Raw genomic sequence first — 23,712 nt, 5'->3', positions numbered from 1 at the left:
TTGCACTGCTACCCAACCTTGGACCACGCGGGTCTAGAGTTTTCCGCCTTACTCACATCTGGTGGGCTGGTTGCACCGGCTGAGTTTGCCAGCCGTATCGGGGGGATATTCCCGATCGCGCTGTGCGGTCGCTCTTCGTTGTAGTGTCTACGCCAAGCCTCCAGCTTTTCGCAAGCGTCTTGCAGTGACAGGAACCAGTGTGCGTTCAGGCATTCGCTCCGCAGCTTGCTGTTGAAGGCCTCGATGAACGCATTGTCTGTCGGCTTGCCAGGGCGGGAGAAGTCGAGGATCACGCCGCGCTGGTAAGCCCACAGATCCATGTCCCGCGATATAAATTCGCTGCCATTGTCCACCCGGATCGTCTTCGGATAACCGATCTCCCTGCATGCCCTTTCCAGCGTGGCGACCACGTCTTCACCGCGATAGCTGAACCGAGGATCGACCACAGGCGATAGCCGCGAGAACGTGTCGACCACTGTCAGAATGCGCAGCTTCCGACCAGTCGCCAACTGATCGTGCACAAAGTCCATCGCCCATACATCATTCGGACGGATCGCTGGTGCACGATCCTCCCGCAGCTTCGCTTTCACACGGCGCTTGGGCGTTTTATTGCGCAGCTGCAAACCCAACTCCCTGTAAAGCCTGTATACCTTCTTCATGTTCACTGCCCAGCCATCGCGGCGGAGGATGTAATACACCCGCCGGTAGCCATAGCGGACATGCGTCTCGCTGATCTCCCTGATACGCTTCTTCAAAATGGCCGGATCGGTGCGACGGGACTGGTAGTGATAGGTTGATCGATCAAAGTGCAGTGCGGCACACGCCCTGCGGATCGTCACCTGCCAGTCCTGCCGAACCGCGTCGATAATCTCGCGCTTGCGATCCGGCCTCAGAGCTTTCGCTTGAGGACATCCTGCAGCATCTCGCGGTCAAGCGTCAGGTCCGCGACGATCCTCTTCAGCCGCCCATTCTCATCCTCGAGCTCGCGCAGCCGCCGCATCTCCGACGGCATTAGCCCCGCGTATTTCTTCTTCCAGTTGAAGTAGGTCGCCTGGCTGATCCCAGCCTTGCGACAGACTTCCGCAACCGGCGTGCCCTCCTCGCCCTGCTTGATGACGAACGCCTTCTGCGCGTCCGTGAACTTCGATGCCTTCATGCCGTAACTCCTCGCCCAGCCAAGGATATCTACGGCGGAAAACTCTAACCGCAACTGGTCCAGAATTCAGGTGGCAGAGCANGCGTGCCCTCCTCGCCCTGCTTGATGACGAACGCCTTCTGCGCGTCCGTGAACTTCGATGCCTTCATGCCGTAACTCCTCGCCCAGCCAAGGATATCTACGGCGGAAAACTCTAACCGCAACTGGTCCAGAATTCAGGTGGCAGAGCACACGGTTCGAATGACGCGCCACTGGACCGGGGCAATGTCGAGATGCTCGTCGCTGTCGTCGCCCAGCGGGCGCAGCGCGCCGCCGCAATCCGGGCAGGTGCAGCTGCCGGCCTCGGGCTCGATCCGCCGTTCAGCGCGCGGCAGATGATCGGGCAATGCGCGTACCGGTGAGGGTCGCTCGGTGGAAGCTCTGTCGGCGGTGCGGCTATCCGCGACCTCGGCTTCGCCTTCGAGCTCCTCGAGGGCGAGCTCGAGTTGTTCGATCTGCAGCGCGAGCTTCTCCGAGGACTGGCCAAAGGTCATGCGGCGAAGCTGGGCAAGCTGGTGGCGGAGAGTATCGATGAGCGTATCGCGAGCCGCGAGAGCGGCTTCGAGCTCGGCGATCCGGGCGTCTTTGTCGATGCTGGAAGAGGCTGGTTCCGACACCCGGAACACCTAGCAAAACGGGCTCCGCGAAGCCAGTAAAACCCACACTAATCCGCCACTTTTTACCCTGCAAGCAAGGGCGCCGCGGTGCGTTCGGGACGCCGCCAGTCGATGCCTTCGAGTAGCATCGAAAGCTGCGCCGCGGAGAGACTGACCTTGCCCGCCTTGGTGATCGGCCAGATGAACCGGCCCCGATCCATGCGCTTCGAGAAGAGGCACAGGCCCTGGCCGTCGTACCAGAGCAGCTTAACCAGATCGCCCCGCTTGCCGCGGAACGCGAACAGCGCGCCCGAGTGCGGACTCTTCTCCAGCACCTGCTGCACCAGCACCGCGAGGCCGTCGAACCCCTTGCGCATATCGGTGGCTCCGCAGGCCAGATAGATGCGTGTCATCGGCGGTAACGGGATCATCGGGCAAGGACGGACATCACCCGGGCCAGCGCGTCGGTATCGACCGCCGCGTCGACGGTGAGCCGCACGCCCGACGGCAGCTCGATCCCGATCTGGCCGCTGCCTGCCGTCGCCGTGGTCGGCACCGACACCTCGACCTCGGCGAACGACGGCACCGACGTGCGCTTCGCTCCCATCAGATCGCCTGCCAGTGCCTGCCGGCGCCACGTATAGAGCATCCCGCTGCCGACCGCGTGTCGCTGGCACGTCGCCGAGACCGAGCCGTCGGGGCCGAACGCTTCGCGCAGGATCGCCAGCTTCTGATCTACCGACCAACGGCGACGCCCGCCCACGACCGCGATCCGACTGCTCATACGATTACTCATATGACTGGTCGTAAGAGCACTCGTTCCAGCCGCTCCGATATCCTCACTCATCACCGCTCCTCGCAAAGAGCGGCTATCAGCACCCCGCAACAGCTTCCCGCAAGGCGGCCTTCAGGACACGGTTACACAAAGCGAGCGGGAAACGCATTTCGTCCGCGTCAATGGGTCTTAATCAAACCATTGGGGGCGGGGCCGTCGCACGGTTATGACGGCCCACCCGCTTTCAACCGGAGGGTAGGCTGGAATGCGGCAACCGTTTCGTGAATGCCGTAGCGAGGCGGCTTCGGCGATCGGCTTCTGTTCTGGTCGTCAGTTCCACGGCATGAGCTCATCCCGCCGGGAGGCGGGCCAGCCTGAGCCGAACTTCTCGATGACGTCGGCGACCTCCGCTTCGCCTTCGAGCTCTTCCAGGGTAAGCTCGAACTGCTTGATCTGGAGGGTGAACTTCTCCGACGACTGGCCACAGGTCATGTGACGCCTGTCTAACTCCAGACTTGAAAAGCGACGAGTTCCTCGGAATGATTCATCGCGCCATCGCTAGAAATTTGCTCAAATTTGCCTTTGAAGCCAAGGCTATTGTCGAAAAGCGCCCGCGCGATTGCCGCGCGAGCGCTTGTCTTTTTTCCGCCAGTATCAATAGCGATAGGAAAGCTGAAGGGCGATCGTTCTCGGTTTATTCATGATGACATAAGCGCCATTGCTGACGAAGGTCTGGGTTACCGAATATTCGAGAACATCCTTGTTGGTCAGATTACGACCGATCAGCGCCGCTTCCCATCCTGCCTTGCCGGCGATCGCAACACGGGCGTTGAGATAGCCATATCCGTTGGAATAGGGCACGACATTGCCCGGTCTGCCGGGAAAGCCGATCGTATTCTCCTCGTTGGCGAGATATAGTCCACTGCGGAACTCGACGCCCAAGTCGCCATTGAACGTCAGATCGTCGTTCAGTGGCTGGTTGAGATTCAAGTTCACATTGCCGCTCCATTTCGGCGCGCCGGGCGGACGAAGCCCGAGCGGCTTGCGCTTGGTATCAGCATAGCTGACCTGTCCCTGGAGCCGAAGGCCGGGAAGGAGCCGTACACCGGCCTCGGCCTCGAAGCCGCGTGCGCGCAGATCTTCGCCAGTGATAACAAACGCCGAGCCGTTGAAGGTAGCCTGCTGGAAGCCCTTGATGTCGGTCTGGAAAAGCGAGACATTAAAAAAGCCGCCTCCAGGCAGGGTCAGCTTTTCACCAATTTCAAAGGTCTCCGCTTTTTCCTTGTTATAGACCGTGGCCGCGGCGCCGGCGGGTGTCGCTGCTTCGGCGGTCGTGTTGTTGAACCCGCCGCCCTTGGTGCCTTTGGAGAAGGACGCATACAGCATCAGGGCGTCATTTGCTTTCCAGTTCACACCAATCGAGCCGTCGACATTGTTTTCGCGCCGGCTCAACTGCGATGCCGCGAAGGGTTTGTAGATCACGGCCGTCAGCGCACCTGGCGTAACTGCTTGTCGGGCGAGAATCGCGCTGCGCTTTTCATTCGTGTAGCGTATGCCGCCGCTGAGCGTCAGTTGATCCGTTAGATGCATGTTGACCTGGGCAAAGCCGGCCAAATCGCGTGTGCGCTGCGTATCCTGGGTCGTAAAGTGGCCCAGCAAATTAAAGAGCCCCGGCTGTCCGGTGACCGCATTTGGGCCCGTTGACGGGCAACCAATGCATTGCGCCGTAATGTCATCGGAATACAGCCATTTCTCCCGGAAATAGGCTGCTCCTATGACATAGTCCAAAAATTGCCCGTCGGCAGGCGAGGTTAGACGGAATTCCTGCTGAAACTGGCGATTGCCTTGGTTGTAATAGGTGTTGATATAATCGCCCGGCAGCAAATCCGTATCGCGGAAGCGGTTCGAGTCAAAATCCGAATAGGATGTGACTGATGTTAACGTGTGACCACTGCCGAGTTCATAGTTGACCGTGCCGATCACGCGGTTTCCCTCGGTGTGATCATAGCTCTGCGGGTCGGTTGCAGAGCCATCGACCTGTTGTCGGTTCGCTGTGAATTCAACATTCGGATAGCCGGCCAAAGCCGCCAAGCGCCGAGCATTGCCATTGGGATCGCTGACGATTTCCCATGGAAGGCCGCGCTGACGAACGCGAAAATACTGGTAGGTCAGTGTCACGTCTAGCGCATCGGTAGGCGTAAAGACGAGCGTGCCCCGGATTCCCAGATTGCGCGTACGCGGAGTATCATTGTCGTAGAAGTCGTTGTGGATGTAGCCGTGCTGGTCGTCGAATTTCGCGGCGACGCGCATTTTCACGGTTTCGCTAAGCGGAATGTCCATGCCGGCTTCGATCGTGTTCGAGCCAAGTTCGAAATCATGCGTGCCGATGACATCGATGGCGAAGTCATCACCAGGCTTGCGCGTGGTGAGGCTGATCGCCCCCAAGCTCGTGTTTTTCGAAAGGAGAGATGCCTGCGCACCGCGAATAACTTCTACGCGGTCAAAGTCGAATAGCGCGGAATTGAACTCTGGTCCGCGGCCGGCGTAGGTGCCATCGACGAAGGTCGCAACCGACTGCTCGAATGCGTCGATCGCGGTGCCTGTCCCCAGGCCGCGTAGCGTCAAGTTGACGGTATTGTTCGGTGTTTTACGAATGACAAGGCCCGCTGTGACGGACTGCAAATTTTCGATTGATCCTAGATTCTGTTCCTGGAGCTTTTGGCCACTCAGCACCGAAATAGAGAGCGGAACGTTCTGAAGCGACTCTGCGCGTTTACGGGCCGTCACGACGATATCGGAAACATTGCCCGCTGTATCGGAAGAGTCAGTTTCCTGACCATGCGCCGGAGCCGCCACCAAGGTAGCCATGACAGCGACGCTGCACGACAACAGATATATTTTTTTCAGCATGAAATCCCTCCCTTTGTTTCTCCCTGGATGTTTCCAGGTTGTACAATTAAGCATCGGTCATACCATCTCGCCCCATGGAATCGGGATGGTATGACCAATATAAGAAGCGTCTCGCATGACGTAAAGGCGAAATGTCAGACCGATCCATTCTCGCGCGACCATCTTGGCAGCGGCGCGCGGACCACAGCCTCGAAGTCTGATGGTTGCCGTCGAGTGCCAACGTCGAAAGATGGCGCACGGAAAGTCCCCACGGACGATGTTGGCGTGCAAATCGAAAGCCGGTTTATCACGCGTTGATCGAAGAACGATGTGATGGACGTCTTCATCGGGCATCATCGCTATGTGCTGCGCGTCGTGGACGGGAACATTCGGATCGCAGAAAAGCGGAGCATTACCGATATGAATTCGCTGCGGCCTCATTAGTTCGGCGTTTTTTGATATAGATCAAAGCTATTGGCATTACCATTGACGATACTGCCGTGAACATCAACGGGAGAGCATCATGGCAACATCACTTGAGCTGAGGTCAAAAGCGGAACAACGGCCTTGGATCATCGACGATCGGCAGAGGGGAATTTTTCGAGTAGCGCGCCGAGCCTTCGTCGAAGATGAAATCCTGCTAATGGAGCGGGATCGATTATTCAGCCGCTGCTGGCTGTATATCGGCCATGAGTCAGAGCTGCCCAAGCCCAATGATTTCCTGACGCGCAATGTCGGAGGACGGGAACTTATCTTCAATCGCGATCGGAAAGGTGTGTTTCAAGCGTTCCTGAACACATGTCCGCATCGTGGGGCGCTGGTCGCCCGGGAAAGGAAAGGCAATGCCATCGCCTTTCGCTGCTTTTATCACGGCTGGGCGTTCAACAACAACGGCCAGTTCGCAGTGCGCGATGCGGATGGAGCGTATCCGGACGATTTCAACTCCGATGGTTGCGCGAATCTGCCGAAAGTACCCAAGCTTGCCGGGTATCGCGGCTTTTACTTTGTGAATTTCGATGCTGGCGCGGTGTCGTTGGAGGATTATCTCGCTGATTCACGGCAGATTCTGGACCTGATTGCCGATCAGGGACCTGATGGCATGGAGATTATCGGACAGGAGCAACGCTATAGCATTCGAGCGAATTGGAAGCTGCTGCTGGAGAACAGCTTTGATGGCTATCATGCTGGCGATACCCATAGCACATATTTCGAATATCTTTCCGACCAGATCGAGATGCAGGCGACCTTGCCCACGGAGACAAGAGTCTGGGACCTGAAGAACGGCCATGCGTCCATCGAGGGAGAGGCTCCATGGGGGCGTCCCGTCGCTCGTTGGATTCCAGCATGGGGCGCTCAGGCGAAAACTGAAGTCGAGGCGATCAAACAGGAACTGATCGGGCGGCTTGGCGAGGAACGCGCGCAACGCATCGCTATCCTTGGTCGCAACACGGCCATTTTTCCGAATCTAGTGATCAATGACATCATGGCGATCACGCTGCGCACTTTCTATCCTCTCGAACCCGATCGCATGAATGTCTGTGGCTGGGCGCTCGGCGTAAAGGGCGAAACCCGGGACATGCGCAAGCGACGCCTTGACAATTTCCTCGAATTTCTCGGGCCGGGCGGCTTTGCCACACCGGACGATGTCGAGGCGTTGGAGGCTGCGCAGCGCGGTTATGGGGCGTTACAGGAAGCGGAGTGGAACGACATTTCCCGTGGGATGCTGCGCAAGGGCGGCTTCCATGCGACCGACGAGGAGCAGATGCGCTGCTTCTGGCGGGAATGGGCGCGCAGGATGGGGGCTGACCAATGAGTATTGCCATTGAAACGCGCGCGCCGGTTGAAGCGGCGCTGCCTTCGCGGGCCGAGTGCGAAGAATTCCTTATCGAAGAAGCGGCTCTGCTCAACGAAGGGCGCTTTACGAAATGGTATGATCTGTTTCTCGAAGGCGCGACCTACGAAGTGCCGCAAGCGGGATCCCCGGACGAAGCCGATTCCGCGGAGGATTTGTTCTACATCGCGGACAGCTACTCCCGGCTCGGACATCGTGTCGCGCGGATGACAAAAAAGGGACACCATTCCGAGTGGCCGGCATCGGTCTGCTCACGGCTGATCGGCAATGTCCGGATAGTCGCCAAGGACGATGATGGCGCGCACGTCGAAAGCCGGTTTATCACGCATCGGTCGAAGAACGACGTGATGGACGTCTTTGTCGGCCATCATCGCTATGTGTTGCGCGTCGTGGACGGGAACATTCGGATCGCGGAAAAGCGGAGCATTCTCGATATGAATTCGCTGCGGCCTCAGGGGCGGGTCAGCATTATCGTTTGACGAAGGCGACCGGGTCGGACCGACCGGATTCCGTGACTACCATCTAGACACCATCGGGCCGCGCGGATTGAGGGGTGAGGTCCGGCAACAGGAAAAGGAGACTGCCGTGAGTGAATCGGATATCCGTTACAAGCGGTTGGGATATGTCTGGCTCAACGTAACCGACCTTGACAGATCCCGTCGCTTTTACACGGAAATAGTCGGTCTCGCCCTTGTCGGGGAGGACGACGGTCATGTCTTTCTGCGCTGCAGCGATCGACACCATGATATCATTCTGTCGCAGCATCGGGAGGCGGGCCTCAAGGAAATCGGCTGGCAGATGGAAAATGCGCGGGCGCTCGAGGCTTTGCGAGAGCGCTTCGGAGCCGATGGCATCCGTACGGTGTCCCTCTCACCTTCGGAATGCGAAACGATGCGGACCGATGACGGTTTCTGGATGACCGAAGGCCATACGGGTGCGCGGATGCGGTTCTACTGCCATATGGAGGCAGCCGGAGGATCTTTCCGGCCGAGTCATACGCGTATCGCCCGGTTGGGGCATGTGGTGCTGGCCAGCCCCGACATGGCGGCGACCGAGAAATTCTTTTCTGACACGATGAATTTCCGGGTTTCCGACCGAATCGAGGGGGCCGTCGTGCATATGCGCTGTTTCCCCAATCCGCTGCACCATTCCTTTGGCATCGGCGCGGCCACCCATGCGCAACTGCACCACGTCAACTTCATGGTGACGGATGCCGACGACATCGGTGAAGCCGATGCCCGCATGAAGCAACATGATGTGCCGATCGTTTATGGCCCCGGCGTTCACCCGCAGTCGGGATCGATGTTCTTCTATTACCTCGACCCGGACGGTCTCACCCTGGAATATAGCTTTGGCATGGAAGAGTTCCCAGAATCGCAGCCGCGCGACCCCAGGCTATTTCCTCTGACGGTTGAGTCCATGGATGAATGGGGCGCCATGCCTCACCCGCGCTTCGCCAAGGTGGGTGTCATAGAAACCGCTTAGCCGGCATGCGCCCTGTTCTTTCCTATGCTAGTCGGTCGGCAGCACCGTATCATATTGCTCCAGCGACGATTTGAGGATGCGATATCCGGTTGCATCGAAAATCGCATCCACGTTCTCGAAAACCTCTTCGCACGATAGGGTCTCGCTGCTGTATCCCGGCACAGTCGCGGTAAAGATGCGTGCGACACGGCCCAGGCCCGCGCTCAGCACCTCGCCCGTGACAGGGCAATTCTCGTGCGCCAAAAACAGTACGACAGGGGTCACGCGACGAACGTGCAGCCGGTCCTCGCTCAGCCGACTCTGGGCATCGAAGAAGGGTTTCGCCATTGGCGTGTAAGCGATGGGACAAAGCACATTGACCTTGATGTCACAATCGGCGTTGTCGAGTGCCGCGGCTTTGGACAAGCCGATAATGCCGGATTTCGCGGTGACGTAAGCTGCAGCTGCGGGGCTGCCGAAGGCGCCAAGCGCCGACGCTGTGTTGACGATCCGGCCATAATTCTGTCTGCGCATTTGGCGCAGCGCCGTTCGCTGGGTCCACATGGTCCCGAATAGATGGACCCGGAGCAAGGCCTCGAAATCCTCGCTGTCGGTATCCTGAACGGTCGTGGCCTCGCCCGCCCCGGCATTGTTGATGAGTATGTCGATGCGGCCGAAACGCTCGACCGTGCGTTCAACCAGGGAAACCGCATTCTTTTCCTCAGCGACGCTGCCCGTATCGCACTCGGCATCAAACCCCATCGAAAGCAGCTCGTCGACGAAAACCCGCGCAGTCGGCGTGCCATAGGCGCCGACGTCGTTGACCATGACCTTTGCGCCACGCTGTGCAAGTTCCAACGCATGCTGTCGTCCCAGCCCACCGCCGGCGCCGGTCACAAGGGCTACCTTGCCGTTGAAATCACACTGGGCCATCACCAATCCTTCTCCGTTTAACGATGCCCTAACGCATCGCCGGGACTACCCGGCAATGCGTTAGGTAATACCAAAACGAAGGGGAGGAAACAGATCATATGGTCAGAATGATCAGTTGGCAGTTCACCCGGAATGAGCGACACGGCGCCGCCGGCCCCGTCAAAGCCTCAGGATGGCCAACGTTGGGAGCTACATGTCGAAGCTCAGCGTCACACCATATGTCGCGGGCATTCCGGCGAACCGATACCTTGAGTCAATGCCGCTCGTATCGGTCAACACATAATATTTATTGGTAATATTGTGCCCCCAGAACTGTATCCGCCATTTGCCGTCGTTGGCCGCAAACCCTAAGCGCAGATCGAATAAAGTATAGGCTGGTAATATTGTGGCAACGCCATTTGCCGGGAAAGCCGCAGTGGTTTTGGCGACGTGTGTCATGCTCCCGCCAAGGAATGCATCGACATCGTTGCTTATGCCCCATTTATATTCCGTGTCCGCCGTGGCGGAAAAGTCAGGCGTGTTGGGCAATTCCAGACCGCGTGCATTGACCGCGGCCGGCACACCATTCTGAATGACGGTGGTGAAATAGTCGCTCTTGATCTTCGTATTGAGGTAAGTGGCCGCAAGATTGAGGGACAGGCCATCGATTGGCCGGGCGATAAATTGACCTTCGATGCCATAGACGCGGGATTTTGGAACATTTCCGAGGCCGGGCAGGGCGACAAAGACAGGGTCGGCGACCGTGCCAGGTACCTGCTTGTCCTTATAGTCATAATAGAAGCCAGCGGCATTGATCTGCACCCTGTTGTCCAGCAACGGAGCTTTCACGCCAATCTCATAGGCCGTCAGGCTTTCCTGCTGAGTGGGTAGATAGGATTCTACCAAGAGCCCTCCCGAAGGAATGATCGCGCCTGCCTTGTAGCCGCGACTGACATTCGCATAGGCCAGCGTTCCACCATCGGCCTGGTAGCTCAATCCAACCCTCCAGGCGACATTGTCCTCGTCCAGCGAAAGATGGAGCGGGCCAGTGGGCGAAAGGTCTGGCGGCGGCGCCAGAATGATACAGGCGTTGGGCGCGATGGGCACAAACGGCGTCGTCTTTGCGCCGGTTGCCATCGATGACAGCTGATAGGCGTTGATGAACTGCGACAGCGTCTCGCCAAGCCCGGGATCGGACGTGCAACTCACGCTAGAACGTTTTGCGCGGGTATAGCGGACACCGGCCTGAGCGGTCAGATTGTCGGTCAGCTTATATTCGACATTGCCGAACGCGGCGTAAGTCTCGACTTTCTGCTCGGTGGTCGAGAGTGTTTGCGTATAGGGGGGGATGAAAAAGGGCGGGCCCGAAAAAATGCCGTTGAACGAGAGATGCGTCGGTGCATAAAAAAGATTGTCACTGATGCGCGAATGTTCATAATTTCCGCCGACGACCCAGGTCAATCTGTCCGTAGTCCCTGAAAGCCGAATTTCCTGATCGAACGTCTTGGCATATCCATAGGGATTGATCTGCAAGACAAGCGCCGCTGAGCCATCTTGATCGACCATCTTGTCAATTTTGACATGCTGGTAATTGGTGAGTGAGGTCAGCGTTATATCATCCGACAGTTCGAACGCGCTGCGTAAGCCGACATGATAATAGCTGTCGTTTGATCGCTGTGCGAAGCCGGTGCTCCAGTCGGCGGCCCGTGGCGTCCTCGGCGCTGCTGGAGTCGTCAGAAGTTCGGGCACCGCTAATACTGGAACGCTCGGCGTTGCGGCGACGAACTGACCAGCCATCGTGTCTGAGCGATCGCGCGCACCCCTCAATGTGAAAAGAAAATGGGCTTTTTCGGTGGGCTGCCAATCGAGAAGCAGTTTGCCTTGAAGCTCGCGCATATCCCCCAATTTATCGCCTGGCCGCGTCACGCTGCGCTGCCAGGCACCGCCAGAGACGGAACGAAATGCCAAGCGAGCCAACAGGGTATCCGAAATCGGTCCGCTGACATAACCGCTCGCGTCGATCTTGTTGAAGCGGCTCAGCGTCACGCTTCCGCCTGCTGCAAAATGATCGGTGGGTTTGGCGGACACATAGTTGATGGCGCCGCCCGTCGCATTCTGCCCAAACAGAGTGCCCTGCGGTCCCTTGAGAACTTCGACGCGCGCGAGGTCGAGCGTCGATACCGCCACAGGCATCGGCGAGGGCAGGGGAACTTCATCGACGTAGACCGACACCGAGGGCGCGGCTCCGACGCCGGCGTCATAGAGCGAGAGGCCTACTCCTCGTAGCGTATATACCGGCGTCAGGCTGTTGGTCTGGGTGACTGTAAAGCCCGGAATCGCCTTGACGAGATCGGATGTGGAGGTGATGCCGCGGTCACGGAGCGCATCGCCGCCGAGCGCCGTGATTGAAATAGGTACATCGTCGACCGCTTGTTCGCGCTTTTGTGCCGTCACGACGATCTCATCGATCCTATCACCGCTCATGTGCGATCCAGTCTCCTGAGCCTGAGCGCCGACTGCGGATGCCGCGAATGCGCTGCCGGCCAGAAGCGCAGTCTTGATCTTCACGATATTCTTCATTTCCTCACCCCGTCTATTTTATGTATTTGATGTCTTGATCATATGGCTTTTTCGAGCCGATGCGCGCTACTCCCGCGCCCGCGCCGTACAGGAGAAACTCGCCGCGTCGTTGGGATCGCCCTTGCCGTTATAGTGCGGGAGCGTCGGCCAAGGACACATGGGGCGGGACATCGGTACATGGGTGTCTGCCGGAACTTCGTTGAAAAACGCAGCCGCCATCGCGGCCATCTGAGGAGACGCGGACTTGGCAATGAGGCGTGTCGGCCTCTGACCCTTTTCCACCCAGTTTTCGAGGGCCGTCAGTCCATCGAAATCGGAAGGCCCGACGCCTCCCATGCAATGCGACACGCCCACTGCGGTAAACAACTGTACCGAGTCGTCGACTGGCTTCCTGAAGCCCGATGCATTGAGTTGCGTAGCGGTTACACGCCGCATTGAATCATAATAATCGATGAAGGGCTGCGGCGGTAACAGCAGATCATAGAGGCCATGCCACATTATCAGCTTGCCGCCACGGCTTGCAAAGGATGAAATGTCCGGATTCTCGGCATAATATGTGAGATCGAACAGCGAATTCTTCGCGTTGTAATAACTGGCCAGCACATCGTTGCTGTTCCAGTCGGTGTCAGGAGCTGACCCCGCTGCCGGCCCGAAATAGGGATAGCCGGTTTCCTTCTGGCTATCCTCTTTGAGAGCAAGGAACCACGGAAAGCTGGACAACTCCGAACCGCGGGGCAAGCCATAAGCGATGGTCTTGCCGTCGGCTCCCGCATGATTGGTATAAGCCGAGCGGACTGCGGTCACCTGCGGGCGAGATAGGCAGGTATCTCCATCTTCGCCCGCCTTGCAGGTAAGTTCGGCTGGATCCCAGCTGCACTTGGCCGGATTGTCTATTATGCCGTCCTTCAGTCCATCAATGCCGTCACAGGCGCGCAATGCGGCGTCGTTCACAAGCTTAATCTGAGGGCGCGAAAGCTTGGACTCGGGCGCACGAAACGCGCGGCTAATCAAAGACATGCTGATGCGTGCATTGTCGCTGAAGGCCGGTGCGCCGGCGATGATGCCGTCATAATCCGACGGATAGCGCTGGGATGCGACGATCGCCTGACGACCGCCCTGCGAGCAACCCTCGAAATAGGTATATTTTTGAGCTGCGCCATAAAAGGCAGCAGCCATGGTCTTGGCGTTCTGCGTCGTCAGGTGGACAGCGCGGAAACCGAAATCCAGCAACGCCTGCGTGTTGGGGGCGCCATCGGAATTGACGGCCCAGGCGGTGTCCCAAGGCATCGGGCTGGAATGACCTGTGTCGGTCTGAAATGTCGCATAACCACGCGCAAGGCCCTTTGCTGCGCCCGCGAGGGTAATGTTGCCCGCAAAGCCGCCGCCGCCAATGCCCAGCATTTTTCCATTCCAGTTCACGGGCAGGCGGAACACCATGCCAATGCGAGAGCCGGGCGCCGGAGATGCTTCGCCGACCACCTCGCAAAAGGACGGCAGCGCCATTCCGCCGCCATCGGTAATCAGCGTGGCGCTCGTAATCCTGATTGCGGGGAGCCGGCCGGGTTGAGCCAAGGCCTTGCATTCTTCCGCGGGGTTGCCCTTGTACGATCCTGGCGTTTGGGCCATCCCCGCAGGGGACAAGGCGACGACAGCAACCATTCCGCCCAAGGCGAGTGTCTTGAGACTTTCTCTCTTCTTCACGGCAACTTCCCCCTGGCATCTCTTGCTTTTTGCCTGCGATTCACGCTCGCGGTGATTTGTGAGTATCGTGATGAAGGCAAATATTCTTGACAAAAGCCGCCACGAATTTGATGAATCACGCCATGTCTGCTATGGCTGACCCCGTCGCCCTTTTTAATCTCGCGGACTTCATGGCGTCGCGGGGCTACAAGATGAGCAAGGAACTCGCCCGCTACGCCGGTCGACCTGCGCAAGCGGATTCCGACTTTCTGGTTTCTGCGCAAATGGTCATCGAAACGCTCGACGAGTGCGTTCGCTCATCAGGCGATCCCGATTTCATGTTCGCGTTCGCCCTATGGCTTGATCTCAAGGCATTTGGTCCGGTCACTCTCTTATGGGAGCAATGTCCAGACCTCAAACACGGCGGAATTGTCGGCGATCGGTTCATCCAAACGGTCAATGCCGCGGTATCGAACAGTTGCGAACTTTTCGAGGACGAAGCGCATCTCGTGCACGACGTGATACCGTCTTGCCGCAAACGAGCGGATCAATTCCTTTTGGGAGAGTGTGTATTCGTCGTTCGTCTCATGCGGATGGTGATGGGCGAATCCTGGTCACCCCTGCGGGTTGAGATCGGCTTTCCATATCTCGGCAATCCCAGGCTGCTTGAATCATTCTTTCGCTGTCCAATAACATTCAACGCCGAACGTTTCGTAATTATCCAGGCTCGGTCCGAATTGGAGCAACCGCTCAACGGCAGCGATCCGGCGTTGCGACTGTTTTTCGAAAATTATCTCGAGCGAAAATTGGCTACACTGTCTTTGCGCCTGGAATGGCAGATCGAGCGCATCGTAGCGGCCAATCTTGAGGACGGGCGAGCTACACTGGACAATGTTGCAGGATTGCTCGGCATGAGCGGTCGGACGTTACAGCGCCGTCTTGCGGCATCAGGATCCAGCTTTACAAAGATGCTGAACTCGGTCCGTCGTCGTGTGGCACTGGCGTATCTTGAAGAAAATCCTGATCGACGCATAACGGATCTGGGCTATCGTCTCGGCTATTCCGATATCAGTACCGTAAGCCGTTTTCTTTCAACGAATTTTGACGCGAAGGGAAGGGATCTGCGTCTACGATTGAAACGGGAAACAGGCGCGGCGTGAGGCGTCGCGTCCATTTAACAGGCCCCGTTCTTTGGCGTTTCCCACAACGTCCTTTGACTGCGAAAAACATAGAATCTCTATTGAGATACGATGAGGAAGATCCTTCTCGTTAATTCCCGGCCAGTCGATCGTTGTTAACGCTCCGACACGGTCGACGGGCCGATTGAATCGACTTGACTCGAGTTTCCGCCTTGGTATGGTAATACCATTGAGAGCTTCAGGCATTGAGAAAGCGGCGCTAGAATGACGCCGTGTTGCGGGAGGGCGGAATTGAGTTTGGCACAGTCGTTGATCGGCCGCTTCGCCGATAGATTGCAGGAAGCAGAGCGCACCCGTGTCGCCATCTCGCCTCTGCGCACAGAAATCGAGGATGGCGATATCGCAGCGGCCTATGCTGTGCAAAATGAGCTGACGAACCGTAGGCTTGCTGCTGGTGGGCGACTGGTTGGTCGCAAGATCGGCCTAACATCGAAGGCGGTGCAGGCGCAGCTCGGTGTGGATCAGCCCGACTATGGCGCGCTGTTCGCCGATATGGAGGTTCTGTCCGGCGAAGTTTGCGACACATCCCGTCTGATCCGCCCCCGGATCGAAGCGGAAGTCGCAATCGTGCTCGACCGCGATCTGGACGCTGAATGTCCTGGCACGGCCGAGTTGTTGCGCGCGATCGCTTTTGCGGTTCCGGCCCTGGAGATCGTCGATAGTCGCATTGCTAACTGGGACATCGGAATCCTGGATACTGTGGCCGATAATGGATCGAGCGCCCGGTTCGTGCTCGGGCTGGAGCCGCGTCGTCTCGATGCGCTCGATCTTCTCACATCCGGTATGGTCCTCTATCGTGACGGCGCTCCGGTATCGGTGGGGTCGGGAGCGGCTTGTCTGGGTCATCCGATCAACGCGGCGCTATGGCTCGCGCGTACCATGGCGGCCGCCGGAACGCCGCTTCGCGCGGGCGACGTGGTTCTAACCGGTGCCCTCGGTCCAATGTGCGATGTGCGCGCCGGAGAGAAATATGATGCCCGGATCGGAGGGTTTGGTCCGGTGGCAGTGGAGTTCGTATGATGCCCCGAGTTAAAGTGGCGATCATCGGTTCGGGAAATATCGGCACGGATTTGATGATCAAGGTTATGCGGCTTTCCAAAACGCTGGAAATGGGAGCGTTCGTGGGGATCGATCCAGAGTCGGACGGTCTGAAGCGGGCGGAGCGCCTTGGCGTGCCGGTTACGGCGGAAGGGCTGGACGGTCTCATAGCAATGCCTGGTTTTGCAGATATCGCGATCGTGTTCGACGCAACCTCCGCGGCGGCGCACAAGCGTCACAGCGAGGTCCTGCTCTCACACGGCAAGCGGGTAATTGACCTGACACCTGCGGCAATTGGCCCTTACGTCATCCCTCCCGTCAATGGCGATGCGCATCTCGATGCGCTGAACGTCAACATGGTGACCTGCGGCGGGCAGGCGACGATCCCGATCGTCGCGGCGGTGAACCGTGTCGCCAAGGTGCATTACGGCGAAATCGTCGCTTCGATTGCCTCAAAATCGGCGGGACCGGGGACGCGCGCCAATATCGACGAGTTCACTGAAACGACCAGTCAGGCGATCAAGGATGTTGGCGGCGCGACGCGCGGCAAGGCAATCATCATTCTCAATCCGGCAGAGCCGCCACTTATCATGCGCGATACGGTATTTTGCCTCTGCGACGATGCCGACCAGGAGGCCATTGCCGCGTCGGTCGAGGAGATGGTCGCCGAAGTGCAGACCTATGTACCGGGTTATCGTCTGAAGCAGGCGGTGCAGTTCGAACGGATCGGGGACAATCAGCCGCTGCGCATTCCAGAGATGGGCGAAGAGTTCACCGGACTTAAGGTCAGCGTGTTCCTCGAAGTCGAGGGCGCCGCGCACTATTTGCCCGCTTATGCCGGCAATCTCGACATCATGACCAGCGCGGCACTCCGAACAGCGGAGCGCATCGTTTCGAGGATGGGGGTCGCGGCATGAGTTTCGATCCCAAATCGCAGAAGCTGTATATTCAGGATGTCACGCTGCGTGACGGCATGCACGCCATCCGTCACCAATATGGTCTCTATCACGTGCAGGCGATCGCCCGCGCACTCGATGCGGCAAGGGTGGATGCTATCGAGGTGGCGCATGGAGATGGGCTATCTGGCTCATCATTCAACTATGGTTTCGGGGCACACACCGATTGGGACTGGATCGGCGCAGTCGCCGAGGTTCTGGAACACAGCGTACTTACGACATTGCTGCTGCCCGGCATCGGAACTGTGCATGATCTGAAGCGCGCTTATGATCTCGGTGTTCGCTCGGTGCGCATCGCTACGCATTGCACCGAAGCGGATGTGTCGAAGCAACATATCGAAGCCGCGCGAAAGCTGGGGATGGATGTCTCGGGCTTCCTCATGATGAGCCACATGTCGACGCCCGAGGCATTGGCTGGCCAAGCGCAACTGATGGAAAGCTATGGCGCACACTGTGTCTATGTTACCGACAGCGGCGGCGCGATGACGATGGACGATGTCGCGGCGCGGCTTCGGGCCTATGATCATGTACTCAAACCCGAAACGCAGCGCGGCATTCATGCGCACCACAATCTTTCGCTCGGCGTCGCCAATTCAATCATAGCCGCGCAGGAGGGCGCAATTCGGATTGACGCCAGCTTGGCGGGGATGGGTGCTGGGGCGGGCAATGCTCCGCTCGAGGTGTTCATCGCAGCCGCCGATGCACATGGTTGGAACCACGGTACCGATCTGTTCAAGCTGATGGACGCTGCCGAGGAATTGGTTCGTCCTTTGCAGGATCGTCCCGTTCGTGTCGACCGCGAAACGCTGACACTCGGTTATGCGGGCGTTTATTCGAGCTTCCTGCGTCATGCCGAGAAGGCCGCCATCGACCATGGTCTTGATACTCGGGCGATCCTGGTCGAGCTGGGTCGACGCAAGATGGTCGGCGGGCAGGAAGATATGATCGTCGATGTCGCGCTGGACATGGTCAAGGCGCGGGGCTGATCCGTCTTTCGCGCGGGTCACTCGGAAAATTCATATGAATGCGAGGAGGATGAGATGGCTGGACCGCTCGCCGGTGTCCGCATCATTGAAATAGGCAGCATCGGACCTGGGCCATTCGCTGCGATGATGCTTGCGGATCACGGCGCCGATGTCATCCGCATTCAACGTCCCGGTGTCGAGGATGATTCCGCGGACGCTCTGCTGCGCTCGCGCAAGACGCTCGAACTGGACTTGAAAACGCCGGCGGGCGTCGCCGCTTTACGCTCGCTGGTTCGCGAAGCGGATGGCCTGATCGAAGGCTTTCGGCCAGGAACGATGGAGCGCCTGGGCCTTGGGCCGGATATATTGCTTGCCGATAACCCACGCCTGATTTTCGGGCGCATGACCGGTTGGGGCCAAACGGGCCCTTATTCGGCCTACGCCGGTCACGACATCAACTATATCTCGCTGAGCGGCGCGCTACACGCGATCGGGACAGCCGACCGGCCCGTTCCGCCGCTGGCGCTGGTTGGCGATTTCGGAGGCGGTGGCATGCTTCTGGCATTCAGTATCACTGCGGCAATCCTGAACTCACGATCCACCGGCAAAGGGCAGGTTATAGACTGCGCCATGTCGGAAGGTTCGGGTCTATTGATGACGCCTTTTTACTCCGGCTTGGCGAGCGGCTGGTGGCATGATCGCCGCGCTGCCAACGTTATCGATGGCGGAACTCATTTTTACGGAGTGTACGAGACATCCGACGGCTTATTCGTGTCTATTGGATCGATCGAACCGCAATTTTATGCGCTCCTGCTCGAGCGGCTTGGTCTTTCGGACGACGCCGATTTCGCGCGGCAACTCGATGAGGGCCTGTGGCCGGCGTTGCGTGCGCGGTTGGAGTCGATATTTCGCACTCGGACGCGGGATGAATGGTGCGCGCTCATGGAGCATAGCGACATCTGCTTCGCACCGGTTCTGAGCCTTCACGAAGCGCCACGGCATCGCCACTCGGTTGAACGCGGCGCGTTTGTCGATGTTGAAGGTGTTGTCCAGCCAGCCCCCGCACCGCGGTATTCGGTAACACCGCTGGATCCGCCCGTTCGCTCCGTTCAGGCGTCGATGGCCGAGCTGGGATTGGCACTGCCCGGCGCCACATGATCCGGCAACGAGATTGACAGCCGGGGCCGAAACGTTCAAATGTATTACCAATGATGTGGAAGTAGAATTTATGGTGAAGGTCAATTTTGTTTCGGCCGAAGGAGAGCGCAACGGACTCGACATTTCGGCAGGCATATCGGTGATGGAAGGTGCGGTACGCGGAGGAATCGATGGTATTGATGCGGATTGCGGCGGAGAATTGTCATGTGCAACCTGCCACGTGCGGATTGATCCGGAATGGCTCGCGCGCCTCGCCCCACCCTCCCAAGACGAAGTCGATATGCTGGAATATGCGCTGGAGGCTGACGGGCGGTCGCGTCTGTCCTGTCAGATCGTGCTGACCGAGGATATGGACGGGCTAGTCGTCCATATCCCCGAGCGTCAGAGCTGAGTGACCGAAGTGAAAAATAGCAGAATGGAGAGATAGTCATGGCCACCGCATTGGTAACGGCAAGGAAATCGGGTCGTTGGATTCAGGACGATCGGCAGGCGGGCTTGTTCAAGGTTTCGCGAGACGTGTTCACGAGCCCGGAGATTCTTGAGCTTGAGCGCGCCTTGATCTTCGACCGCAGTTGGCTGTTTATTGGACACGGATCCGAGCTCAAGGAGCCCAACGATTATCTGACCCGCAAGGTCGGAGGCCGCGAGTTGATTTTCAACCGTGATCGCGGGGGCGAATATCGAGCATTCTTCAACACTTGTCCGCATCGAGGCGCTATGGTGGCGCGCGAAAAATGCGGCAACGCGCTCGGATTTAAATGCTTTTATCACGGATGGTCATTCAACAATAACGGCAAATACGCCACGCGCACGCCGGCAGGAGTTTACCCTGAAAATTTCGGCAAAGACGGCAGCCTCGATCTTGCAGCCGTCCCGCGCTTGGACTCCTATCGCGATTTCTTCTTTGTCAATTACGATCCCAATGCCCGTCCGCTGGTCGACTTTCTCCAGGGAGCCGCAGAGATCCTCGATCTGGTCGCGGATCATTCTCCCAACGGGATGGAAATCGTGGGCGGTGCACAAGAGTATAGTATCCGGGCAAACTGGAAATTGCTCGTAGAGAACAGCTTTGACGGTTATCACGCCGCCGAGACCCATGAGACCTATTTCGCCTATCTGATGAAGGCGATCGGCGAAGGTGAAGTGACTGCCGCGCTCGACGATCTGGAGAACGCATCGCGCGGTCTCGATTTGGGGGGGGGGCACGGCATGGTGGAAGGACGTGCTCCCTGGGGACGGCCGATCGGTCGCGCAATTCCTGCTTGGGGAGAGGAAGGCAAGGCCGAGATCGACGCCATCACCAAGGAATTGGTCGAACGTGTCGGGCCCGAGCGCGCAGCGCGTATAGCCAATCGTGATCGCAATCTGGGTATTTTCCCCAATCTCGTCATGAACGATATCATGGCGATTACGGTGCGTACCTTCTATCCCGATGCGCCCGATCTCATGAACGTAACATCTTGGGCTTTGGCGCCAGTGGGAGAGACGCGGGAGGCAAGGAAGCGGCGGCTTGATAACTTCCTCGAGTTTTTGGGCCCCGGCGGCTTCGCAACGCCGGACGATGTGGAGGCGCTGGAATCGGCACAACGTGGCTATGCTGCGTCGCAGTTCGCCCCATGGAACGACATCTCGCGCGGCATGCTCAAGGATCAGCCGGCCAGCGACGACGAAGAGCAGATGCGGACTTTCTGGCGCGAATGGAATCGGCGGATGGAGGCTGGGCTGTGAGCGACGTGACGACGATCACTAAAGCCGGCTCCGTATCTTTCTCGCCGTTGTCGCGTTCGGAATATGAGGATTTCTTGTACCACGAGGCCGCACTGCTCGACGAATGGCGGCTCGATGAATGGTATGAGCTATTTGCTGAAGGCGCGATCTATGAAGTCCCGACGGCGGGATCACGTGACGATGCGGATTCGGCCGCGGCGCTTTTTTATATCGCCGATGATCATACACGTTTGCGCCACCGTGTGGAGCGGCTGAAAAAGCCCAGCGCGCATTCCGAATGGCCGCGTTCTGACTCGGCACGGCTGATCAGCAATGTTCGTATCCTTGGCGGAGGAGAATCCGGCGTCGAGGTCGGCTGTATTTTTACGACCTATCGGTCGAAGAATGATATCACCGATCTCTTTGTGGGACATGCGCGCTATATGTTGCGCGTGATCGACGGCGCAATCCGGATCGTGTCCAAGCGAGTATTTCTCGATATGAACAGCCTGAAGCCCCAGGGTCGGGTCAGTATCCTGCTGTAAACACTTGCGCCCATAGACCGCGGCCGTTCCGCAAACGATCTGCAGAGCCGGAGGGAGAAAGCGCGTGGTGCCTTTTGTCGATGTCCACAGCCACGTAACGCCATTTGCATTTCCGGACGCGCCGAGCGCAGCCGTGCGCGGGCGGTGGCCGTGCATGCATTGTTCCTCTCCGGCCGAAGGAACGGTGATGATCGGCGATGCGCCCTTTCGGAAGCTCGACAACCGGTCGTGGAACGTGTCGCGCCGCATCGAGGACATGGATCGCGATGGCGTTGCAATGCAGGTGCTCTCGCCGATGCCAGAGTTGCTGTCCTATTGGCTTTCGTCCGCAGATGCGGAGTTGATCTGCGACACGAGCAATCGCCAGATTGCTGAAATGATCGCGGCTGCACCGCGCCGTTTTCGGGGCCTGGGCGCGGTGACGTTGCAGGATCCCAAGCGCGCGGCGCGCATGATGAAAAATATTCGCCGCGAGTTCGGCCTCTCCGGGGTGGAGATCGGCAGCAACATCGACGGCGAGATGTTGGGGGGTGCGAGATTCGATCCGTTCTGGGCGGCCGCCGAGGAAGAGGGCATGGCGGTTTTCGTGCACGCATTGCACCCGCTCGCCGCGAAGCCGATTGCGCCATCGCCGCAATTCACAGCCTTTTCCCTGTTCCCAATCGATGTTGCGATGGCGGCCGCGTCACTGCTGATGTCGGGAGTTATGGATCGCTTTCCCACTTTGCGCATCGGTTTCAGCCATGGCGGCGGCGCTTTGGGGGCCATTCTCGGGCGTCTGGATACTGGGTGGGAGCGTACTGACGGGTACGCTGCCAATGTTCAGCGTCGACCCAGCGAGCAGGCGCGTGCACTCTTTTATGACAGCAATGTTTATGATCCCGCCTACCTGCGCCATCTGGCCACGACGGTGGTTCCCGGCCAGGTGTTTGCGGGGACGGATTATCCTTACGAGATTATGCAACAGGCGCCCGCGTCTTTCATCCATGGATTGGGGTTGAATGCCGCGGACCTCGAAAGCCTCAGCATCGGCGCTGCGAGCCGATTTCTCGATGAGGATCTGTCATCAGCGCTGAAGCCGGGCACGTCACAACATTTGGAGGGGCAGGGCTGATCTCATGGCGACGCACACTGCGGACCAGAAAGCGTTGGTTAATCTGGCGGCGCTGGAGTCCTGGATGGACGAGCAAGGGCTCGAGCAGGGAGCCATCGGACATGTTGCGAAGCTCGCTGGCGGCACACAGAATGTAATCCTGCGTTTCCGCCGGGGAGAGCGGGATTTCGTGTTGCGGCGCCCGCCGCCGAATCCGCGCCCCGAAAGCAACGAAACGATGCGCCGAGAGGCGCGCGTGTTGCAGGCATTGGGGACGACGAATGTGCCGCACCCGCGGCTGATAGCGGCGTGCGGTGATATCGAACCGCTCGGTACCAGCTTCTACCTTATGGAACCGATCGACGGCTTCAACGCCACGAGCGGATTACCGTCACTGCATGCAAACAGCGCGGAAATTCGTCACAGGATGGGATTGGCCATCGTCGAGGGAGCGGCCGCGCTCGGCAGCGTCGACTATCGAGCTGTCGGCCTGTCGGATTTCGGCAAGCCCGACAATTATCTGGCAAGGCAAGTATCACGCTGGCAGTCGCAGCTTGCTGGCTATGAACGTTACGAGGGTTGGCCCGGCGTGGCCGGTCTGCCTGGGGTCGATGTCATCTCAAATTATCTCGACAGCCATTGTCCCTCCGATTTTCACGCCGGCATCATTCATGGCGATTATTCGTTAGGCAACGTCATGTATCGCAATGACGGCCCGGAGCTCGCAGCGATTATCGATTGGGAACTCGCGACGATTGGCGATCCCCTGATCGACCTAGGATGGCTACTGGCCACTTGGCGCGGCGTGCCGCCGGTCGATTTGTCAGTGCTGGTCGTGGAACCGTGGCAGGGGTTTCCGGCACCAGAGGAATTGGTAGCGCATTATGCCGCCCACAGCGATCGCGATTTGTCGGCCATCGACTGGTATATGATATTGGCCTGCTTCAAGCTGGGCATCATATTGGAAGGCACATTTGCCCGTGCCTGCGCTGGCCGCGATCCGATGGACACCGGACTGGCTCTTCATGAAACCGCGTCGCGCCTTTTCCGCAGAGCGCTGCACAGGATCGGCTGACCTTCCCCGTTCTATTGCCTGCAACAGCGATGA

The 23,712-nt window shown here is 58.4% G+C and carries 22 protein-coding genes; 13 read left to right on the top strand and 9 right to left on the bottom strand.

Features of this window, described 5'->3' with window-relative positions:
- Positions 1–8 precede the first annotated feature (8 nt).
- The 6 genes from CD928_RS04890 to CD928_RS04870 form a co-directional block, all read right to left on the bottom strand.
- Positions 9–1,156 (bottom strand): IS3 family transposase gene (locus CD928_RS04890; protein ID WP_095385749.1). Its coding sequence is split into 2 segments (ribosomal slippage): positions 9–895 and positions 895–1,156, totalling 1,149 coding nucleotides; the frame shifts between segments, so codons are not numbered across the junction.
- A gap of 215 nt (positions 1,157–1,371) precedes the next feature.
- Positions 1,372–1,821 carry an IS66 family transposase zinc-finger binding domain-containing protein gene (locus tag CD928_RS04885; RefSeq protein WP_369679298.1) on the bottom strand — a complete coding sequence of 150 codons (450 nt, stop codon included), beginning with the start codon at positions 1,819–1,821 and terminating at the stop codon, positions 1,372–1,374.
- Between the two features lie 53 nt (positions 1,822–1,874).
- Positions 1,875–2,222 (bottom strand): IS66 family insertion sequence element accessory protein TnpB, encoded by a 348-nt coding sequence (gene tnpB / locus CD928_RS04880; RefSeq protein WP_095385746.1) that lies wholly within the window; start codon positions 2,220–2,222, stop codon positions 1,875–1,877.
- Complete coding sequence (locus tag CD928_RS04875) at positions 2,219–2,587, bottom strand: transposase (protein ID WP_255247039.1); 369 nt, start codon at positions 2,585–2,587, stop codon at positions 2,219–2,221. Before CD928_RS04875 ends, tnpB begins: the two co-directional genes overlap by 4 nt.
- 309 nt (positions 2,588–2,896) lie before the next feature.
- Complete coding sequence (locus tag CD928_RS23300; protein WP_176473456.1) at positions 2,897–3,058, bottom strand: hypothetical protein; 162 nt, start codon at positions 3,056–3,058, stop codon at positions 2,897–2,899.
- A gap of 162 nt (positions 3,059–3,220) precedes the next feature.
- Positions 3,221–5,476, bottom strand: coding sequence for a TonB-dependent receptor (locus tag CD928_RS04870; protein WP_176473455.1), 2,256 nt, complete (start codon positions 5,474–5,476; stop codon positions 3,221–3,223).
- A 502-nt stretch (positions 5,477–5,978) separates the two neighbouring features.
- Here CD928_RS04870 and CD928_RS04865 point away from each other — a divergent pair.
- The 3 genes from CD928_RS04865 (at position 5,979) to CD928_RS04855 (ending at position 8,792) form a co-directional block, all read left to right on the top strand.
- Positions 5,979–7,268, top strand: a complete 1,290-nt coding sequence (locus tag CD928_RS04865; protein ID WP_095385737.1) for a Rieske 2Fe-2S domain-containing protein — start codon at positions 5,979–5,981, stop codon at positions 7,266–7,268.
- Positions 7,265–7,786, top strand: coding sequence for an aromatic-ring-hydroxylating dioxygenase subunit beta (locus CD928_RS04860; RefSeq protein WP_095385734.1), 522 nt, complete (start codon positions 7,265–7,267; stop codon positions 7,784–7,786). Before CD928_RS04865 ends, CD928_RS04860 begins: the two co-directional genes overlap by 4 nt.
- Before the next feature lie 106 nt (positions 7,787–7,892).
- Positions 7,893–8,792, top strand: coding sequence for a VOC family protein (locus CD928_RS04855; RefSeq protein ID WP_095385731.1), 900 nt, complete (start codon positions 7,893–7,895; stop codon positions 8,790–8,792).
- A 27-nt stretch (positions 8,793–8,819) separates the two neighbouring features.
- Here the strand turns inward: CD928_RS04855 and CD928_RS04850 are convergent, their stop codons facing one another.
- From CD928_RS04850 to CD928_RS04840, 3 genes are all read right to left on the bottom strand, one after another.
- Positions 8,820–9,704, bottom strand: coding sequence for an SDR family NAD(P)-dependent oxidoreductase (locus CD928_RS04850; RefSeq protein ID WP_095385728.1), 885 nt, complete (start codon positions 9,702–9,704; stop codon positions 8,820–8,822).
- 189 nt (positions 9,705–9,893) lie between these two features.
- The gene (locus CD928_RS04845) at positions 9,894–12,263 is read right to left on the bottom strand and encodes a TonB-dependent receptor (RefSeq protein ID WP_095385725.1); all 2,370 of its coding nucleotides are present in this window, start codon (positions 12,261–12,263) and stop codon (positions 9,894–9,896) included.
- Positions 12,264–12,329: 66 nt separating this feature from the next.
- Positions 12,330–13,964 (bottom strand): tannase/feruloyl esterase family alpha/beta hydrolase, encoded by a 1,635-nt coding sequence (locus CD928_RS04840; protein WP_095385722.1) that lies wholly within the window; start codon positions 13,962–13,964, stop codon positions 12,330–12,332.
- Between the two features lie 86 nt (positions 13,965–14,050).
- Between CD928_RS04840 and CD928_RS04835 the strand changes: the two genes are divergently transcribed.
- From CD928_RS04835 to CD928_RS04790, 10 genes are all read left to right on the top strand, one after another.
- Complete coding sequence (locus tag CD928_RS04835; RefSeq protein WP_141237087.1) at positions 14,051–15,103, top strand: AraC family transcriptional regulator ligand-binding domain-containing protein; 1,053 nt, start codon at positions 14,051–14,053, stop codon at positions 15,101–15,103.
- A 270-nt stretch (positions 15,104–15,373) separates the two neighbouring features.
- Positions 15,374–16,162, top strand: coding sequence for a 2-keto-4-pentenoate hydratase (locus CD928_RS04830; protein ID WP_303620932.1), 789 nt, complete (start codon positions 15,374–15,376; stop codon positions 16,160–16,162).
- Positions 16,162–17,097 carry an acetaldehyde dehydrogenase (acetylating) gene (locus tag CD928_RS04825; RefSeq protein WP_095385884.1) on the top strand — a complete coding sequence of 312 codons (936 nt, stop codon included), beginning with the start codon at positions 16,162–16,164 and terminating at the stop codon, positions 17,095–17,097. Before CD928_RS04830 ends, CD928_RS04825 begins: the two co-directional genes overlap by 1 nt.
- Entirely contained in the window at positions 17,094–18,122 is a 1,029-nt protein-coding gene (gene dmpG / locus CD928_RS04820; RefSeq protein ID WP_095385713.1) for a 4-hydroxy-2-oxovalerate aldolase, read from the top strand. Before CD928_RS04825 ends, dmpG begins: the two co-directional genes overlap by 4 nt.
- Before the next feature lie 54 nt (positions 18,123–18,176).
- A complete protein-coding gene (locus CD928_RS04815) occupies positions 18,177–19,259 on the top strand; it encodes a CaiB/BaiF CoA-transferase family protein (RefSeq protein WP_095385710.1) in 1,083 nt (360 codons plus the stop codon).
- 70 nt (positions 19,260–19,329) lie between these two features.
- Positions 19,330–19,650 (top strand): 2Fe-2S iron-sulfur cluster-binding protein, encoded by a 321-nt coding sequence (locus CD928_RS04810; protein WP_095385707.1) that lies wholly within the window; start codon positions 19,330–19,332, stop codon positions 19,648–19,650.
- A 38-nt stretch (positions 19,651–19,688) separates the two neighbouring features.
- A complete protein-coding gene (locus tag CD928_RS04805) occupies positions 19,689–20,987 on the top strand; it encodes an SRPBCC family protein (protein ID WP_095385705.1) in 1,299 nt (432 codons plus the stop codon).
- Positions 20,984–21,511, top strand: coding sequence for an aromatic-ring-hydroxylating dioxygenase subunit beta (locus CD928_RS04800; protein ID WP_255247038.1), 528 nt, complete (start codon positions 20,984–20,986; stop codon positions 21,509–21,511). Before CD928_RS04805 ends, CD928_RS04800 begins: the two co-directional genes overlap by 4 nt.
- Positions 21,512–21,575: 64 nt before the next feature.
- The gene (locus tag CD928_RS04795; RefSeq protein ID WP_095385698.1) at positions 21,576–22,625 is read left to right on the top strand and encodes an amidohydrolase family protein; all 1,050 of its coding nucleotides are present in this window, start codon (positions 21,576–21,578) and stop codon (positions 22,623–22,625) included.
- A gap of 4 nt (positions 22,626–22,629) precedes the next feature.
- Positions 22,630–23,679 (top strand): phosphotransferase family protein, encoded by a 1,050-nt coding sequence (locus tag CD928_RS04790; protein WP_095385696.1) that lies wholly within the window; start codon positions 22,630–22,632, stop codon positions 23,677–23,679.
- Positions 23,680–23,712 lie beyond the last annotated feature (33 nt).

This window comes from Sphingopyxis sp. GW247-27LB (assembly GCF_002277025.1).
In the GTDB taxonomy this organism is placed as follows: domain Bacteria; phylum Pseudomonadota; class Alphaproteobacteria; order Sphingomonadales; family Sphingomonadaceae; genus Sphingopyxis.
This window is presented reverse-complemented; position numbering and strand designations above follow the sequence as displayed.